This window comes from Caballeronia sp. SL1002 (genome assembly GCF_057814995.1).
Genome location: NZ_JBYMUW010000002.1, coordinates 2,788,711 through 2,805,889 on the forward strand (window position 1 = coordinate 2,788,711; position 17,179 = coordinate 2,805,889).

Sequence of the window (17,179 nt, forward strand, 5' to 3'; positions counted from 1 at the left end):
ATACGCTCGATAGCGTCGAACGCCGGGAACCCATATCGCTAAAAAAACTCACGAATTTCGTTATCCGAAATTCCCGGTTCGATGTTGCTGACAAATAGTCGAGCCATGATCGTTACTCCTGCTTTCGGGTTGTACCTGCCTGGAATGCTGGCCGATCCACGCAACGAAGACAAGGGCGCGTGGACCATTTTTCACAGCTCGCGGCCGAATGTCCGATCTCGGAAAAAACGCGGCCCGGAAGCCGCTTGCGTTGTCCGGACAATGCCCCGCGACCGCCAACCTCAGCGCCGTAACTCCCCCGGCCCCTTCCCCGTCCAGCGTTTCAGCGCGCGTCGAAAGTTCGCCGGATCGCTGAAGCCGAGCAGCATCGCGATATCGTCCGTGCTCAGCCGCGTGGTCTTCAAATATTCGGTGGCAAGCGCGCAGCGCACGTCGTCGATAATCGCGACAAACGACGTGCCCTCGGCCTCAAGACGCCGCCGCAACGTCCGGCTCGTCATCTTGAGCGCATCCGCGACGGCTTCCATGCCCGGAAACTCGCCGGGTTTGCGCATCAACATCTGATAGACCTCGCCCGAAACGCCCGCCGATGTCTTGGCCTGGCCGATAAGCCGGTCGCACGTTTCCTGCAATAGCGTGGCCGTGAGGCGATGCGCGAGTTGCGGCTGCTGCTCGAAAATCCCGCTGTCGTAATGAAGCTCGCATTGCGGCTGGTCGAAGTAACACGGACAGCACAGATACTCAGCGTAAATGTCGGCGTGCGCCGGCGCCGGGTACGAAAAGCACGCCTTGGTGGGCGGGCAGCTTCGTCCGGCCACGTCCTGCAGATGCGTCACATGCTGCGTGAACTGCTGCTCGATCAGAAACGCGCGCAGTTCCTTCGATGGATCGAAGGTCAACGCGTCGGGGAACGTCCAGATGCCCTCGTCGGGATACGCGGTCCATTCGATGGTGAGCGTCGGCGTCGCGAGCTGGTGATACCGGACGCCGAGCCGGAAATAGTCACCCAGCGACAGGCACGACATCAGCGCGTAGCCGTACATCCCGTACGCCGACAAATGCAGCCGCGACCCGACGATAAACGGCGTCGCCGGACTGCACGACAACGAAATCGCGTTCCGGCAGACCGCCGCGTACTGGCGGACCGAGGTCAACGCGGACGCGTCGTAAATCCTGTCGGCATCGACGCCGCTGCCTTTCAGGCAATCCTCCGGCGCGATGCCCTGCTCACCGAGCACCTCGACAAGCGCCGCGATTTTGTAGGGCGCGTGAATGCGCTCGTTTTGCAATGGCAACTTCGATGGCACCGCTTCACCTCGGAATGTCCCGGGACAACATCGCGTTGTCCGAAAATGACCTTACGGGCGAAATCGTATCTCACTAGTATCGGTATCACAACAGGGCGGTCCGTCTATGGCACGCCCGGGACTCAGGAGACACGCTTGTCCAATCGCAAAGTCATTATTTCGTGCGCGATCACCGGCGCGACGCATACGCCGTCGATGTCGGAATATCTGCCGCTGACGCCGTCGCAGATCGCGGCGCAATCGATCGAAGCCGCGCAGGCCGGCGCCGCAATCCTTCATCTGCACGCGCGCGATCCGGCTGACGGCCGGCCGACGCCTTCACCCGATGTGTTCAGGCAGTTCGTGCCGGCCATCGTGGAGGCGACCGACGCGGTCATTAACATCACGACGGGCGGCAGCACCCGCATGACACTCGCCGACCGCCTGGCCTATCCGCGTCTCGCGCGACCCGAAATGTGTTCGCTGAACATGGGGTCGATGAACTTCTCGATCCATCCGATTGCCGCCAGGATTCAGTCGTGGCGTTACGACTGGGAGAAGGATTTCATCGAAGGCATGGAAGACACGATCTTCCGCAATACCTTCAGGGACATCAAAAACATCATGCTCGATCTGGGCGAGAGCGGCACGCGCTTCGAGTTCGAGTGCTACGACGTCGGGCACCTGTACAACCTCGCGCATTTCGTCGATCAGGGGCTGGTCAAGCCGCCGTTCTTTATCCAGTCGGTGTTCGGAATTCTCGGCGGCCTCGGCGCGGACCCGGAAAACATGGCGGTCATGCGCACGACGGCGGATCGACTTTTCGGGCGCGAGAACTATCAGTTTTCTATTCTCGGCGCGGGCCGCCATCAGATGGCGTTCGTCACGATGGGCGCAATCATGGGCGGCAATGTCCGGGTCGGGCTGGAAGACAGCGTGTATCTCGGAAAGGGCGTGAAGGCGGAGACGAACGCGCAACAGGTGCGGAAGATCCGGCACATCCTCGAAGAACTTTCGTTCGAGATCGCAACGCCGGCCGAAGCGCGGCAGATGCTCGGCCTCAAAGGCGCCGACAAGGTCAACTTCGCGGCGCGACCTTAAAGAACACCAACCGATACCGGTTTTTTTCAACCGCGCCGGTTAGATCCAATCCAACAAAACAATAAAGTGCACCCTTTGGTGGAGACAGCATGACAACCCAGTTCAATGGCGACGGCGGTCGCGAACTACACCGCATCGCGACGCAAAAGGCCATGTTGCGGCTCATCCCGCTCATGTGCGCAATCTATTTCATGTCGTATCTCGACCGGACGAACGTGTCGCTTGCCAAGGCGCGGCTTGCCGCCGACCTCGGCATCAGCGCGGCCGCGTACGGGCTCGGCGCGGGCATTTTCTTTCTCGGCTATGCGCTGCTCGAAGTGCCGAGCAACCTGGCCGCGCATCGAGTGGGACCGCGTCGCTGGATCGCGCGGATCGCGGTCACGTGGGGCGCGCTGTCGGCTTCGATGATGTTCGTTCAGGGCGAAGCGTCGTTTTATACGATCCGCGTGTTGCTCGGCATCGCGGAAGCAGGTTTGTTCCCCGCGCTGATGTACATGGTGACGATGTGGTTCGCGCCGAAAGACCGCTCGGTTGCGGTCGGCTGGATCTACACCGCGCCCGCGCTTGCGCTGGTGATCGGCAATCCGCTGGGCGGCGCGTTCATGCAGATGGACGGCCTCGGCGGCCTGCACGGCTGGCAATGGCTGTTTCTGCTCGAAGGCCTGCCGACCATCGTGGTCGGCGTCATTCTGTGGTTCAAGCTGCCGGAGAAACCGTCCGATGCGCGCTGGCTGTCGAGCGAAGAAGCGCGCGCACTCGAAACCCGCGCCGTGCCGGATGGCGCGCATGCGGGTCATTTCTCGCAGGACTGGGTCGCCGCGCTGAAGAGTCCCGCCACCGTGCTGACCGGGCTGATCTACTTTCTGAATCAGGTCGCGTTCGTCGGACTCGTGTTCTTCACCCCGGCGATGATCCAGCAAATGCAGGTCAAGTCGCCGTTGATGATCGGCGTGCTGTCGAGCAGCGTCGGCATCGGCTTTTTGCTGGGCGTGCTGGTGCTGCCGCGTATTCATCGCCGGGTGACGAACGACTTCGTCTATCTCGGCGTGCTGACGGCGGGACTGGTCGTGAGCGCGATCCTGTTTATCTCGTCCAGTTGGGTCGCGATGCAACTCGTGTTGTTCATCGTGACGGCGTTCTTTGCGGGCGGCGTGCTGCCGCTTTACTGGGCCATCTCGATGAAGCGGCTGCACGGAATCCGGGCCGCCGCCGGACTCGCGTTCATCAACACGATCGGGTTGATCGGCGGATTCGTCGGGCCTTATCTTTTCGGGCTGGCCGAGACTGCGTCGGGAAAAAGCGCATCGGGATTTTCCGTGGTCGTCGGCGCGTCGGTGCTCGGCCTGATTCTGGTTCCGCTGCTCGCCAAGGCCGTGCAATCGGAAGGCCGCGCGGCGAGCGCGCACGAGCCGCTGCTCACTACCGAGCGATGAGCCTGGCTACGCAACCCATCTTTTCTGAGAACGAGTGAAAACAATGAGATTGAACGGAAAGGTCGCCATTATCACGGGCGCGGCGCAGGGCATCGGCGCTGCAACCGCGCTTAAATTCGCGCGCGAAGGCGCCGTCGTTGCGGTGTGCGACATGAAGCACGACGCGGTGCTCGAAGTTGTCGGCGCGTGTCGGGAAGCGGGCGCGGAAGCGGTCGGCTTCACGCTCGACGTCGCGAATCGCGAAGCCGTGGACGACATGGTGGCGAACGTGCTGGAGCGTTACGGCAGGATCGACGTTCTCGTCAATAACGCCGGTATCACACGCGACGCGCGTCTTCAAAAGATGACGCTCAAGCAGTTCGACGACGTGATCGACGTGAACCTGCGCGGCGTGTTCCACGCGTCGCAGGCGGTCGTCGACAGGATGATCGAGCAAGGTTCGGGCGTGATTCTCAATGCGAGCTCGGTCGTCGGTATCTACGGGAATTACGGGCAGACGAACTACGCGGCCGCGAAGTTCGGCGTGATCGGCTTTACGAAAACGTGGAGCCGCGAGTTGGGCCCGAAGGGCATTCGCGTAAATGCGATCGCGCCGGGCTTTATCGATACGCCGATTCTCTCGACCGTCCCCGAAGACGTGCTGGCGAAGATGCGCGAGCAGGTTCCGTTGCGCCGGCTCGGCAAGCCGGAGGAAGTCGCCAACATCTACGCGTTTCTCGCCAGCGACGAAGCGAGTTATATCAACGGCGCCGTGATCGAGGCGTCGGGCGGGATGACGCTGTAAGCCATCAGGAAACGAACATGAAAACCATCGACCTTCTGAAGCCAGTCCCCGGACTGCGCGTATTGATCTCCGGCGCGGCGTCGGGCATCGGCGCCGCCATTGCGCAGGCGTTTCTGGACGTCGGCGCGCACGTCTACATTTGCGACGTCGATCCCGCTGCCATCGACCGGGCGAAAACCGCCGATCCTCGGCTTCATGTCGGCGTGGCCGACGTCGCGGATCGCGAACAAGTCGACCGGATAATCGACGATGCGCGGGAAAAGCTCGGCGGCCTGGATATTCTTATCAATAACGCGGGAATCGCGGGCCCGACGGGCGCGGTCGAAGCGCTCGAACCGGACGCGTGGGAACGCACGGTTTCGACGAATCTCAACAGCCAGTTCTATTTCCTGCGGAAGGCCGTACCGCTGCTGAAGGAGACGTCGACGAACCCGTGCATTATCGCGATGGCGTCGGTGGCCGGGCGGCTTGGCTACCCGTATCGCACGCCTTACGCCGCCACAAAATGGGCGATCGTCGGACTGGTTAAATCGCTCGCGATCGAACTCGGGCCCAATAACGTGCGCGTCAACGCGATCCTGCCGGGTGTGGTCGAGGGCGAGCGCATGGACCGCGTGATTTCCGCGCGGGCGGACGCGCTTGGCATCGGTTTCGATCAAATGAAGGGCGAATATCTGGAGAAGATTTCGCTGCGGCGCATGGTGACCGTCGACGACATCGCCGCCATGACGCTCTTCCTCGCGTCACCGGCGGGCCGGAATATTTCGGGCCAGGCGATCAGTATCGACGGGAACGTCGAGTATCTCTAAATCGGCGCGGCGCGTTGAGTTCTGCGATTTTTAGCCGGCCTCAGCCCGCCGCCGCCGCCATCTCGAAGTCGCCCGCCGGCATCGGCCGTCCGAGCAAAAAGCCCTGCAGCGAATCGCATCCGAGCCGCGTCAGCATGTCCTGCTGCGCGCCGGTTTCCACGCCTTCCGCGACGATACTCAGATTCAGCGTCTGCCCGAGCGCGATGATCGCCGAGACGATTGCCGCGTCTTCCGTACCCTGCGCGAGTTCGCTGATAAACCCGCGGTCGATCTTCAACTCGCTTGCCGGCAGCCGCTTGAGATAAAGCAGGCTCGAATAGCCGGTGCCGAAATCGTCGATGGAAATACGAACGCCCAGCGCGCGCAACTGTTCGAGCACGATCAGGCTGGCATCGACATCGCGCATCGCGGTCGATTCCGTGATCTCCAGCGTCAGCGCGTCGCCCGCCAGCCGATGCCGTGCGAGCGCCCCTTCGACAATCGGCACGAGCCGGCTATTGCTGAACTGAAGCGCGGAAATATTCACGGCCATCGTCAGCGCTTCGCGGCCCGTGCTGCGCCACTCGGCAATCTGCCGGCACGCTTCGTCGATCACCCATTCGCCGATCTGCACGATCAGCCCGGTCCGCTCGGCCAGTCCGATGAACTGGTCCGGCGCGATCATCCCGCGCGTCGGATGGTTCCAGCGCAAGAGCGCCTCCACGCCGATCATCGGCCCGCTCGGCGCGCGAAACTTCGGCTGGTAGTAAAGGACGAACTGCGCGCGTTTTCTCGCCAGCCGCAAGTCCTGCAACAGCGTCAGATGGTCCTCGCTGTTGGTGTTCATCGAGCCTTCGAAGAAGCACGCCTGATTGCGGCCCAGCGATTTCGCGTGGTACATCGCGACGTCCGCGCTCTTGAGCAACGCATGCTCATCCTCGCCGTTACCCGGATAAATCGCGATCCCGACGCTCACCGAAACGCGCAAGTCGTGCCCCGCGACCTGGAACGGTTCGTCGATGGCGGTGACGAGTTTGTCGGCGATGCTCGCCGCGTGGCCCGGCTCGCCCACGTTCGCGAGCAGCACGAATTCGTCGCCGCCGACCCGCGCGCACGTGTCCTGCGCGCGCACGTTCGCGCGGATCCGCTCGGCGGCCTGCACGAGCAGCATGTCGCCGATGTTGTGCCCGAACGTGTCGTTGACGCTCTTGAAGCCGTCGAGGTCCATGAACATCACGGCGAACTGCGTGTGCGCTTCGTCGGCATGTTCGATCGCCTGCTTGAGACGGTCTTCCAGCAACAGCCGGTTCGGCAGCTTGGTCAGGTTGTCGTGGAGCACGAGGTAAGACAATTCCTGATTCGCCTCGGCAAGCGAATTCGACAGCGCGTTTGTTCTGATTTCGAGTCGCAAATCGAGCACCGAAGTCACGAGCGCGACCGCGAGCACGGCAATCGTCACGACGATAATCGGCAAAGCCAGCGATTCCGTGCGCAAGCCGACGCGCGCCGCGCCGCAGATCGAACCGACCGGGAACTCGGCGGCGGCCATGCCGGTGTAATGCATCGCGACGATCGCGATGCCCATCACGACGGCCGCGCCCATCCGGTACGTCCGCACGCGCGCGCTGTACGCGCGCAAATGAAACGCGATCCACAGCGCCGCGCCCGACGCGACGACCGCAACGCCAATCGACGCGGCGACGAGCGACGGCACATACACGATGCCCGGCGTCATCTTCATGGCGCCCATGCCGGTGTAGTGCATCGCGGAAATGCCCGCGCCCATCAACAGCGCGCCGGCCATGTGCTGTCGCCACGGGAGGTCGCGGCGGCTGCCGAGCCAGAGCGCGAACATGGAAGACGCGATGGCGATAACGAGCGACACGACGGTCAGCCCGAAGTCGAAGCCGAGGTGGATCGGCAGGCTGAACGCGAGCATGCCGATGAAGTGCATCGACCAGACGCCCAGCCCCATCGCGATCGCGCCGCCGCCCAGCCACCAGCGCGCGGCGACTTTGCCAGCGCTCGAGATGCGCCCGACCAGGTCGAGCGCCGTGTAGGACGCGAGCACGGCGACCAAAAATGAGAACAGCACCAGCAGACTGTTGTAACTCCCGACTAACATTGGAAACCCTCCCTCGAAGCGCGATCTTTTTGCCCTTCCAAGGACGAGCGCGCTTTCGTTTATCGTCGGGATATCGAACAACTTGAGTGCAGGGGACGGTTTTCTTCGTGTTTTTACCCGTTTTACGTTTGCTTTCGATTTGTCCTGTTTGTGTCTATCGCTTGTTGGCTTTTTAACGGTCATTTCTTCTGACACTATGCTGCCCACACTTCTCGTCCTGATTCCCCTTGATTCCGAACGCCACGCCATCGTCGCGGCGAATTTCGATCTCCTCTACGCCGCCGATCCCGCGTTGCGCGGCCCGACCGTCGCCGAGCGCGGCGCGGACATTCGCGCAGTGCTGACGAACGGCACGACCGGCCTCACCGCCGACGAAATCGCGCAGATGCCGCAGCTCGAACTGATCGGCGCGCTCGGCGCGGGCTATGAAAACATCGCGCGCGATGCGGCGGCGGCGCGCGGGATCGTCGTGGTGAACGGCGCGGGCACGAACGACGATTGCGTCGCCGATCACGCGTTCGCGCTGCTGCTCGGCGTCGTCCGCCAGATTCCCGGGCTGGACCACGCGTGCCGTGCCGGCGTCTGGCGCGACGACCTGCCGATGCAGCCGAATTTCTCGCATAAGCGGCTGGGAATTGTCGGTTTGGGGCATATCGGGAAGAAAGTGGCGAAACGCGCGGTTGGCTTCGATATCGAGATTGGCTATCACGGCCGCCGCCAGCAAGCGGAGTCGCCGTTCGCCTATTTCGATTCCCTGCTCGCGCTCGCCGGTTGGGCCGATTACCTCGTGATTTCGACGCCGGGCGGCACGGGCACGCGGCATCTCATCAACGCCGAGGTGCTGGAAGCGCTCGGTCCGGCGGGCTTTCTGGTGAACGTGTCGCGCGGCAGTGTCGTCGATACGGCGGCGCTCGCGGAGGCGCTCGAACGCGGCGTGATCGCGGGCGCGGGTCTGGACGTGTACGAAGGCGAGCCCGCGCCGCCCGCGCTTTTGACCGGCTCGGCGCGCGTGGTGCTGACGCCGCATGTGGGCGGCTGGTCGCCGGAAGCGTTCCGCGCGTCGGTCGAGCTTTTCGTCGATAACGCAAAGCGGCATTTTGCCGGCCAGCCTGTTCTGACACCTGTTTGAAAGCTTATTCGACGGGGCTCTGCGGAAATTCGCGGGTTCCCGTATCGTGTCGGACTCCACCGCTGCGAGACGCTCAAACAACGTGCCGAACCCGAACGATTCCAACGCCGAGACCCGCGATCCCGACGCGCCGCTGACGTCGCTCCAGCGCCGCGGCATGGCCGCCATCCTGCTCGCGGTGGCGCTCGCCACGCTCGACACGGCCATCGCCAACACAGCGCTCCCGGCCATCGCCGCCGACCTCCACGCCGCGCCCGCCGCGTCCGTGTGGATCATCAACGCGTACCAGCTCGCGATGGTCGCCACGTTGCTGCCGCTCGCGGCGCTCGGCGGGATCGTCGGACACCGGCGGATTTATCTCGGCGGGTTGATCCTGTTTCTGGTGGCGTCGGCGGTTTGCGCGTTTTCGTGGTCACTTCCGACACTCGTCGCCGCGCGCCTGCTCCAGGGTCTCGGCGCGAGCGCGATCATGAGCGTCAACACCGCGCTCATCAGCGCGATTTTTCCGCTGCATCGGCTTGGGCGCGGTGTCGGGCTGAATGCGCTGATTGTCGGCGTGTCGTTCGCGGTCGGGCCGACGGTCGCGTCGATCGTGCTCTCGCTCGGTTCGTGGCCGTGGCTGTTCGCGGTGAACCTGCCGGTCGGCGCGGTGGCGTTGTTTATCGCGTGGCCCGCGTTGCCGCAGACGCCGCGCAGCACGCACGGATTCGACCGTGTCGCGGCGGCGCTGAACGTGGTGACGTTCGCATCGCTGATTTTCGCGCTTGGCGAAGCCGCGCAGCGCGCGCCGGCGCAGGTCGTGCTGGCGTCGCTTGCAGTGACGGCGATCGCGGGCGGCTTGATGCTGCGCCGCGAGCACGGCCATCCCGCGCCGATGCTGCCTGTCGATCTTTTCAAGCGGCCGATGTTCGCGCTGTCTACGTTGACCGCCGTGTGTTCGTTCGCGGCGCAAGGTTTGGCGTTCGTGTCGCTGCCGTTCTATTTCGAGGGGTTTCTCGGCCGTAGTCAGGTGGAAACGGGTTTTCTGATGACGCCGTGGTCGGTACTGGTCGCGATGATGGCGCCGATTGCCGGACGGCTTTCCGACCGATATCCACCGGGCTTACTTGGCGGCGTCGGCCTGGCGATCCTGTGCGCGGGCATGGTATCGCTCGCGATGCTGCCCGCGAATCCGCACGCGCTCGATATCGGCATCCGCATGGCGATCTGCGGCGCGGGCTTCGGATTTTTCCAGTCGCCGAACTTGAAGGCGTTTATGGCGAGTGCGCCACGCGAGCGCAGTGGTGGCGCGAGCGGCGTGGTCGCGACGGCGCGGCTGCTCGGGCAGGCCATTGGCGCGGCGCTCGTGGCGCTTTGTTTTGGTATCGCCGGGCGGCATGGGCCGGCGTTGGCGCTCTCGCTCGGGGCCGGGTTTGCGGGTGCGGCGAGTGTTGCTAGTGGGTTGAGGTTGATTGCGCGGGATCCAAAGGGTTAGGGCGGGCCCTGGATCGGGGTTGGGTTTTGCTTGCGCCGTTTGGTTTTGCTACTTGGGGTGGTTTTGGCTGGCTGGCGCCCGGGGGGGTGTCCCGAATTTTGTGTAAACAGGTTGTGGTTTAACGGGGCATCAGCCTGTCCTCGAACTGGATAGTAAAGCGGTTCAAAGCTGCCTTCCAATCGCGGATTGGCATCGTCCAGTTCTTGCTGATGTTGTTCAGCGCCAGGTAAAACAGCTTGGTCACGGCGTCGTCGGTCGGAAACGAGCTGCGGGTCTTGATCACCTTGCGCAGGCTCATGTTGATCGATTCAATGGCGTTGGTCGTATAGATCACTTTGCGGATTTCCGGCGGATAGTCGAAGAATGGAACGACGCGTGCCCAGTTGCGCCGCCAACTCTGCCCGATTGACGGATAGTCCTTGTCCCACTTGGCCTCGAACGCTTCGAGCATTTGCATGGCCAGTTCGACTGTCGTTGATGTGTAGATCATCTTCAGATCGGCGGCAACTTCGCGCTGCACTTTCCACGACACGAAGTTCAGGCAGTTGCGCACCATGTGCACGATGCAAAGCTGCACGGCTGCTTTCGGATAGACCGCTTCAATGGCTTCGGGAAAGCCTTTGAGCCCATCGACGCAGGCGATAAAAATGTCCTGCACGCCGCGTGTTTTTAACTCGGTGACCACCTGCAGCCAGAACTTCGCCCCCTCGGTCTGGGCGATCCACAGTCCCAGCACTTCCTTGTGGCCGTCCATGTTCACACCAATGGCCAGATAGACCGCCTTAGTCCGCACCGCACCGCTGTCGCGCACCTTGACGTGGATGCAGTCGAGATAAATGATGGGGTACAGCGCGTCGAGTGGGCGAGCTTGCCAGAGCTTCACCTCCTCGCTGACCGCGTCGGTCACCGCGGAGATCAGCGTGGGCGACACTTCGGTGCCGTACATCTCTTCCAGATGCCCCTGAATCTCACGCACGCTCAGGCCCCGTGCGTACAGGGAGATGATCTTGTCGTCGAAGCCCGACCAGCGGGTCTGATGGCGTTCTACCAGCTTCGGCTCGAACGCGCCTTGACGATCACGCGGGATATCGAGCGGTAGTTCGCCGAACTCACCCTGCAACGTCTTGGCGCTGTGACCGTTACGGGTGTTTCCCGTGGCGTTGGTGACGGTCTCGCTCTTGCCGTGCCCCAGATGCTCGGACATCTCGGTCTCCAGCGCCCGCTCAACCAGCATCTTGGTGAGCTGCTTGAGCAGGCCGTTCTCGCCAACCAGGTCCTCGGGTTTCTGGTAATTCGCCAGCAACCTGTCCGCCAGCTTGACGAGTTCAGGATCGGGTTTCGCACGTTTGTTGCGTTTGGCTACGGTCATCGTCGCTCCTGTTACAGGCAGTCTCCTGCCAAATGACCGTTTACACAAAACTAATTACACCCTCGCGCCCGGGTTTGCTTTGGTCACTTTGGCGCTTCCTGGGAACTCGCGTTTCTTAGGTTTGCTGGCGCCCGGGTTTGCTTTGGTCACTTTGGCGCTTCTCGGGAACTCGCGCTTCTTAGGTTTGCTGGCGCCCGGGTTTGCTTTGGTCACTTTGGCGCTTCTTGGGAACTCGCGCTTCTTAGGTTTGCTGGCGCCCGGGTTTGCTTTGGTCACTTTGGCGCTTCTTGGGAACTTGCGCTTCTTAGGTTTGCTGGCGCCCGGGTTTACTTTGGTCACTTTGGCGCTTCTCGGGAACTTGCGCTTCTTAGGTTTGCTGGCGCCCGGGTTTACTTTGGTTACTTTGGCGCTTCTTGGGAACTTGCGCTTGTTTGCTGGCGCCCGGGTTTGCTTTGGTCACTTTGGCGCTTCTTAGGAACTTGCTTTCGTGTAGGTTTATTAGCACGCCGCTGTGCGCGGCAGCAGTCACTTTCTTTGCTGCTGCAAAGAAAGTAACCAAAGAAAGCAGCTTATCCGTCTAAGTGTTCACCACGACCCGTATCCGGGAGTGGCGCGCAAGCTGATTCGGCCAACGCACCACACAACAGAGTGGAACCGCTCATTCATCCCGGCAGGCACGAAGTGCCTGCCGGAACGGCATAACCGACAAACCAAACCAAGCCGCCCGTTGTTTTTGATGTGCCCGACGTCCGAGCGCAGCGAGGATGGAACTGACAGGTGCTGTGCCAATCCGAATAAATGCGAATTAGCCGAATCAGCCTGCGCGCCTATCCGCGCGGTTATGTGTGGTGGACACTTAGGCGGACTAGCTGCTTTCTTTGGTTACTTTCTTTGCAGCAGCAAAGAAAGTGACTGCTGCCGCGCATAGCGGCGTGCTAATAAACCTACATGAAAGCAAGTTCCCAAGAAGCGCAGGCAAACAAAAGCAAAGCCCGCGGCCAGCAAGCCAAAACCGGTGCAAGTTCCCAATGGGCGCCCAAGAAACCAAAACAAAGCGCGGCCAGCAATCCACTCCGGCCTAACGCAAAGCAACCTCCACCTCTCCAATCACCGCCGACCAATCGCCAAGCTCCGTCTGGCGAAAAACCCGTGCAGTGGGATACCAAGGGCTGTCGTCGCGATCGAGCATCCAGCGCCAATCCCAATTAGCCGGCAGCAAAACCCACACCGGCTTTCCGAGCGCGCCGGCCAAGTGCGCAACCGACGTATCCACGGTGATGACGAGATCCAGTTGCTGGATCAGCGCCGCGGTATCGGCGAAATCGTGGATCAGACCGGTCAGATCATGCGGCTTCAACGCACTCTCGATCCCCCCAAGCTGCGCACGCGCCGCGCCCTTTTGCAGCGAAAACCACGCAATGCCGGGAATCTCGCCGAGCGGACGCAACGCCGCGGCGGGCATCGAGCGATAACGGTCGTTGCTGAAGGTCGGGCTGCCCGCCCACACCACGCCGATCCGCCGCTTCCCGCCCGCCAGTTTGCTCACGCGACGCGGCCAATCGCCCGCTTTCGCCGCGCTCACGCTCATGTACGGCACCTCGGCGAACGGTTCGGGCATGAGTGCAGCGAGCCGATGCGGCACGCTCATCATCGGCGTCCAGAAGTCGTAATCGGCGCGCACCTCGCCTTCCACGACCCGCGCGACGCCCGGCACGCTGCGCACCAGCTCGGCGATATTGTCGGGCACGAGCGCATCGACTTCGGCGCCCATCCGCGCGAGCACGGACGCGTAACGCACGAACTGGATCTGGTCGCCGTGGCCCTGCTCGCCGACAAGCAGCAGCCGACGTCCTTCCAGCGGCTCGCCGCGCCATTCCGGCACGCCGGGAAAAATCATCGGACGGTATTTGCTCGCGCGCCAGCGCACTTCGTGCAATGCCCAACCCTGCACGAATTCACCCCGCCGCAGATGCAGCAGCGCGAGATTGTGCAACGCGTCCGCGTGATCGGGCGCGAGCGCGAGCGCGCGCCGATAGTGCGCCTCCTCGCGATGAAACTGCCCTTGCGAGCCAAGCGCCGCGCCGACGCACGTGTGGATCTGCGGGTCGTCGCGAAGTTCGAGTGCGCAGCGATAACACGCCTCGGCCTCGGCGAAGCGCCCCGCCAAGCCCAGCGTGGTGCCGAGATTGACGTGCGCCTCGAAGTGATCGGGCGCGAGTTCGATTGCCTTGAGGAGGGATTCGATCGCCTCATCCAGCCGGCCCATTTCGCGCAACGCATTGCCCGCGCCGAAATGCGCGGGTTCGCAGGAAACGTCCCGCGCGATCATTTCGCGATACAGCGCTAACGCTTCGTCGTGACGCTTCATCTTGAGCAGCGACGCACCGAGGTTGATGCGCGCGTCGAGAAAATCGGGGTGATCGGCGAGTAGCTGGCGATAGTGGCGCTCCGCTTCGTCGAAGCGGCCGAGCCGCTGAAGTGCGACGCCCAGGTTATTGCGCGCGTTCGCAAACGACGGATCGAGTTGCAGCGCGCGCTCCTGACACGTCACGCCGAACGCGATATCGCCGAGCGCCGCTGCCGCCAGCCCGCGATTGCTCCAGCACGCGGGATCGGCGGGCGCGAGCGCCAGCGCGCGGTCGAGCAACGACGCAGCCTCATCGTGCTCGCCACGCTGATGCAGCAGCACGCCGAGAAAATGCAGCGCATCGCTGTGCGCGGGTTCGTCCGCGATCATCCGGCGATACGCCGTCTCCGCCTCGGCGAGCCGTCCCGCGTGATGATGGTCGAGCGCGGCGGAAAGCGGCGTGGAGGAGTTCGGCATGGTGGGCTCGTCGTCGAAGGAAAGCTGCCGAGGCTAACGACGCGACCGCGCCGAGACCATCAGATTCTTCCGATCAACCCGCGCGCGCCGCCGCTCCGCGAACCGCGCGAAAAACCCCGCCGCCTCAGATGCGGCGCACCTTGACCTTCTTGCCCTTCACCTTGCCGGCCATCAGCTTTCTCACGGCTTCGTCGGCGATTTTCCGCTCGACGGCGACATACGTGACCATGTCCGTCACGTTGATCTTGCCGATCTGCGCGCCCGCATAGCCCGCGTCGCCGGTCAGCGCGCCGAGCACGTCGCCCGGACGGATCTTTTCCTTGCGGCCGCCGAGAATCTGCAGCGTCGCCATCGGCGGCTGCAAATGGCCGGGCGCGGCCGGCGTGAGTTCCGCCAGCGGATGCCACTCCACTTCCTTGCCCTGCGCCTGCTCGATACCGGCGACGCGCCCCATTTCGTCCATGCTCGCGAGACTGAGCGCCCAGCCTTCCTGATCGGCGCGGCCCGTGCGGCCGATCCGGTGCACGTGCACTTCCGGGTCCGGCGTCACGTCGACGTTGATGACCGCTTCGAGTTGCGCGATATCCAGCCCGCGCGCGGCGACATCGGTTGCGACCAGCACCGAGCAGCTACGGTTGGCGAACTGCACCAGCACCTGATCGCGTTCGCGCTGTTCGAGCTCGCCGTGCAGCGCGAGCGCCTCGTAACCTTGCGCGCGCAGCACGTCGAGCAGATCGCGGCATTGCTGTTTCGTGTTGCAGAACGCGAGCGTGCTGACCGGCTGATAGTGATCGAGCAACTGGCCGACGGCGTGCAGACGATCGGTATCGGCGACTTCGTAGAAACGTTGCTTGATCTTCGAATTCTTGTGCTGTTCGGTGAGCTTGATTTCCTGCGGCTTGCGCAGGAATTGCTGGCTCAGCTTCACGATGCCTTCCGGATACGTGGCGGAAAACAGCAGCGTCTGCCGTTCCTTCGGACATTGACGCGCGACCGAAGCGATATCGTCGAAGAAGCCCATGTCGAGCATCCGGTCCGCTTCGTCGAGCACCAGCGTGCGTAATGCGCCGAGCGCGAGCGTGCCGCGTTCGAGGTGATCCATGATGCGCCCCGGCGTCCCGACCGCGATATGCGCGCCGTGCTCCAGACTCGCGATTTGCGGCCGCATCGGCGTGCCGCCGCACAGCGTCAGAATCTTGATGTTGTCCTCCGCGCGCGCGATACGGCGGATTTCCTGCGTGACCTGATCGGCGAGTTCGCGCGTCGGACACAGCACGAGCGCCTGCACGGAAAAGAGGCGCGGATCGAGCTTGGCGAGCAGCGGCAACGCGAAGGCGGCCGTCTTGCCGCTGCCGGTCTTCGCCTGCGCGATCAGATCGCGGCCTTCCAGCGCGGCGGGCAGGCTCGCGGCCTGGATCGGCGTCATCGTGAGATAGCCGAGTTGCTGCAAGTTCGCCTGCATCGCGGGCGATAGCGGCAGGCTGCTGAATGAAGTATCGGTCATGTCATTGGGCCGGCTTGGGCGGGACCGAATGGTCCTGCTCATACGTGACGGTGCCGTCGGCGGCGTCATGGCGGATCACTTTGTTGCGCGCGCCGCACATGGGGCAGCGGAACATCAGGCCCTGGCCTTCGTTCTTGATGAGAACGTCGGACAGTTCCCATTCGGCGCCGCAAGGCTGGTTTCGACAGGTAAACATGGTTTTTCGCGTGCGTGAAGAGGCGCTCGGGCGAGGCCGGCGCGTCGGGTTTGCGGGGTTTGAAGCCGAAGTGTACGCGTGGCGGGGCCGGTTTGCCGCCGATTGGCCTGTTTTGGCCGGTTTTTGTGCCGCGCCGAAAAGTCCGCAAGATTTGCTAAACGCGTGCGTGCTAACGTGTTTTTCATCAGCGGGCCGACCTGAACGATTCAAACCGAGGTGCCGAAATGACCGCCGTTCCGAACCCGCGCTCTTACGAATCGCGCCTGAGCCACGTGATCGACTATATCCACGATCACCTCGACGACGATCTCGATCTCAACCGTCTCGCGGAGATCGCGTGCCTCTCGCCGTATCACTGGCATCGCATTTATCACGCGTGTTTCGGCGAGACGGCCGCGGCCACCGTGCGGCGGCTTCGTCTGCATCGCGCCGCCAACGAACTGGTGCAAGGCACCGTGGCGATCGAGAAAATCGCGCAGCGTGCCGGATACAGCAGCGTACAGGCGTTTTCGCGTGCGTTCAGCGCGAGTTACCGGACCCCGCCCGCGCAGTTTCGCCAGGAAGGCGGCGCGAGCCAGTGGCGGCCACGCGCCGCATCATTCAACCTGCAACGAGGTGACAACATGCATCGAGTGGACTTTCGCGAACAAGCATCCGTGACATTAGCGGCCGTCGATCACACCGGCCCGTACATGAATATCGGCCGCGCGTTCGAGGCCGTGTTCCGCTGGGCCGGAACGCGCGATCTTCTGACGCCCGCGACGCGCACCATCGGCATTTATTTCGACGATCCCGCCGCCGTCGACGAAGACAAACTGCGCTCGCAGGCGTGCGTGGATATCGCGAAGCCGGACGGCGTGAGCTTCGACGGCGGTGTATCGCGGATCGAACTGAAGGGCGGCGAGTTCGCCGTGCTCACGCATGTCGGACCGTATGCGCAACTGTGCTTCGCGTATCAATGGCTCTATGGCGAGTGGCTGCCGAACTCGGGCCGCGAAGCCGGCGACGCGCCCGTACACGAGGAATACATGAACGATCCGCGCGATACGCCGGCGGCTGAACTCGTCACCGAAATCTGGCTGCCGCTGAAACCCGCGAACGCGCGCTAAATGGACGGCGCGATCGGCTAAACTTGACTCCCGGCCGCGCGATGGACACGATCCGTC

Annotated in this window: 14 protein-coding genes; 7 read left to right on the forward strand and 7 right to left on the reverse strand. The window is 62.9% G+C overall.

Annotated elements, in window-relative coordinates; translation table 11 throughout:
- Positions 1-281: 281 nt before the first annotated feature.
- Positions 282-1,307, reverse strand: a complete 1,026-nt coding sequence (locus AC3D25_RS15360) for an AraC family transcriptional regulator (RefSeq protein WP_488889220.1) — start codon at positions 1,305-1,307, stop codon at positions 282-284.
- A 135-nt stretch (positions 1,308-1,442) separates the two neighbouring features.
- Here AC3D25_RS15360 and kce point away from each other — a divergent pair, with 135 nt between their 5' ends.
- From kce to AC3D25_RS15380, 4 genes are all read left to right on the forward strand, one after another.
- A complete protein-coding gene (gene kce, locus AC3D25_RS15365) occupies positions 1,443-2,387 on the forward strand; it encodes a 3,5-dioxohexanoate:acetyl-CoA acetone transferase (protein WP_488889221.1) in 945 nt (314 codons plus the stop codon).
- 89 nt (positions 2,388-2,476) lie between these two features.
- Positions 2,477-3,820 carry an MFS transporter gene (locus tag AC3D25_RS15370; protein ID WP_488889222.1) on the forward strand — a complete coding sequence of 448 codons (1,344 nt, stop codon included), beginning with the start codon at positions 2,477-2,479 and terminating at the stop codon, positions 3,818-3,820.
- A gap of 43 nt (positions 3,821-3,863) precedes the next feature.
- Positions 3,864-4,604 (forward strand): 3-oxoacyl-ACP reductase FabG, encoded by a 741-nt coding sequence (gene fabG, locus AC3D25_RS15375; RefSeq protein ID WP_488889223.1) that lies wholly within the window; start codon positions 3,864-3,866, stop codon positions 4,602-4,604.
- A gap of 17 nt (positions 4,605-4,621) precedes the next feature.
- On the forward strand, positions 4,622-5,413 hold the full coding sequence (locus tag AC3D25_RS15380; RefSeq protein ID WP_488889224.1) for an SDR family oxidoreductase: 792 nt from the start codon (positions 4,622-4,624) through the stop codon (positions 5,411-5,413).
- Positions 5,414-5,453: 40 nt separating this feature from the next.
- On the opposite strand, the gene AC3D25_RS15385 is transcribed toward AC3D25_RS15380, so the two are convergent.
- Complete coding sequence (locus AC3D25_RS15385; RefSeq protein WP_488889225.1) at positions 5,454-7,517, reverse strand: putative bifunctional diguanylate cyclase/phosphodiesterase; 2,064 nt, start codon at positions 7,515-7,517, stop codon at positions 5,454-5,456.
- A gap of 196 nt (positions 7,518-7,713) precedes the next feature.
- Between AC3D25_RS15385 and AC3D25_RS15390 the strand changes: the two genes are divergently transcribed.
- Both AC3D25_RS15390 and AC3D25_RS15395 read left to right on the forward strand, forming a co-directional pair.
- Positions 7,714-8,646, forward strand: a complete 933-nt coding sequence (locus tag AC3D25_RS15390; RefSeq protein WP_488889226.1) for a 2-hydroxyacid dehydrogenase — start codon at positions 7,714-7,716, stop codon at positions 8,644-8,646.
- Between the two features lie 133 nt (positions 8,647-8,779).
- Positions 8,780-10,120, forward strand: coding sequence for an MFS transporter (locus AC3D25_RS15395; protein WP_488889710.1), 1,341 nt, complete (start codon positions 8,780-8,782; stop codon positions 10,118-10,120).
- Between the two features lie 118 nt (positions 10,121-10,238).
- Here the strand turns inward: AC3D25_RS15395 and AC3D25_RS15400 are convergent, their stop codons facing one another.
- From AC3D25_RS15400 to AC3D25_RS15420, 5 genes are all read right to left on the reverse strand, one after another.
- Positions 10,239-11,489 carry an IS256 family transposase gene (locus AC3D25_RS15400; RefSeq protein WP_488887153.1) on the reverse strand — a complete coding sequence of 417 codons (1,251 nt, stop codon included), beginning with the start codon at positions 11,487-11,489 and terminating at the stop codon, positions 10,239-10,241.
- A gap of 54 nt (positions 11,490-11,543) precedes the next feature.
- Entirely contained in the window at positions 11,544-11,828 is a 285-nt protein-coding gene (locus tag AC3D25_RS15405; protein ID WP_488889227.1) for a hypothetical protein, read from the reverse strand.
- 739 nt (positions 11,829-12,567) lie between these two features.
- The gene (locus AC3D25_RS15410) at positions 12,568-14,313 is read right to left on the reverse strand and encodes a tetratricopeptide repeat protein (RefSeq protein ID WP_488889228.1); all 1,746 of its coding nucleotides are present in this window, start codon (positions 14,311-14,313) and stop codon (positions 12,568-12,570) included.
- 124 nt (positions 14,314-14,437) lie between these two features.
- Positions 14,438-15,817 (reverse strand): ATP-dependent RNA helicase DbpA, encoded by a 1,380-nt coding sequence (gene dbpA, locus AC3D25_RS15415; protein ID WP_488889229.1) that lies wholly within the window; start codon positions 15,815-15,817, stop codon positions 14,438-14,440.
- A gap of 1 nt (position 15,818) precedes the next feature.
- Entirely contained in the window at positions 15,819-16,013 is a 195-nt protein-coding gene (locus AC3D25_RS15420) for a hypothetical protein (protein ID WP_488889230.1), read from the reverse strand.
- A gap of 224 nt (positions 16,014-16,237) precedes the next feature.
- On the opposite strand from AC3D25_RS15420, the gene AC3D25_RS15425 reads away from it, so the two are divergent.
- Entirely contained in the window at positions 16,238-17,122 is an 885-nt protein-coding gene (locus AC3D25_RS15425; RefSeq protein WP_488889231.1) for an AraC family transcriptional regulator, read from the forward strand.
- Positions 17,123-17,179 lie beyond the last annotated feature (57 nt).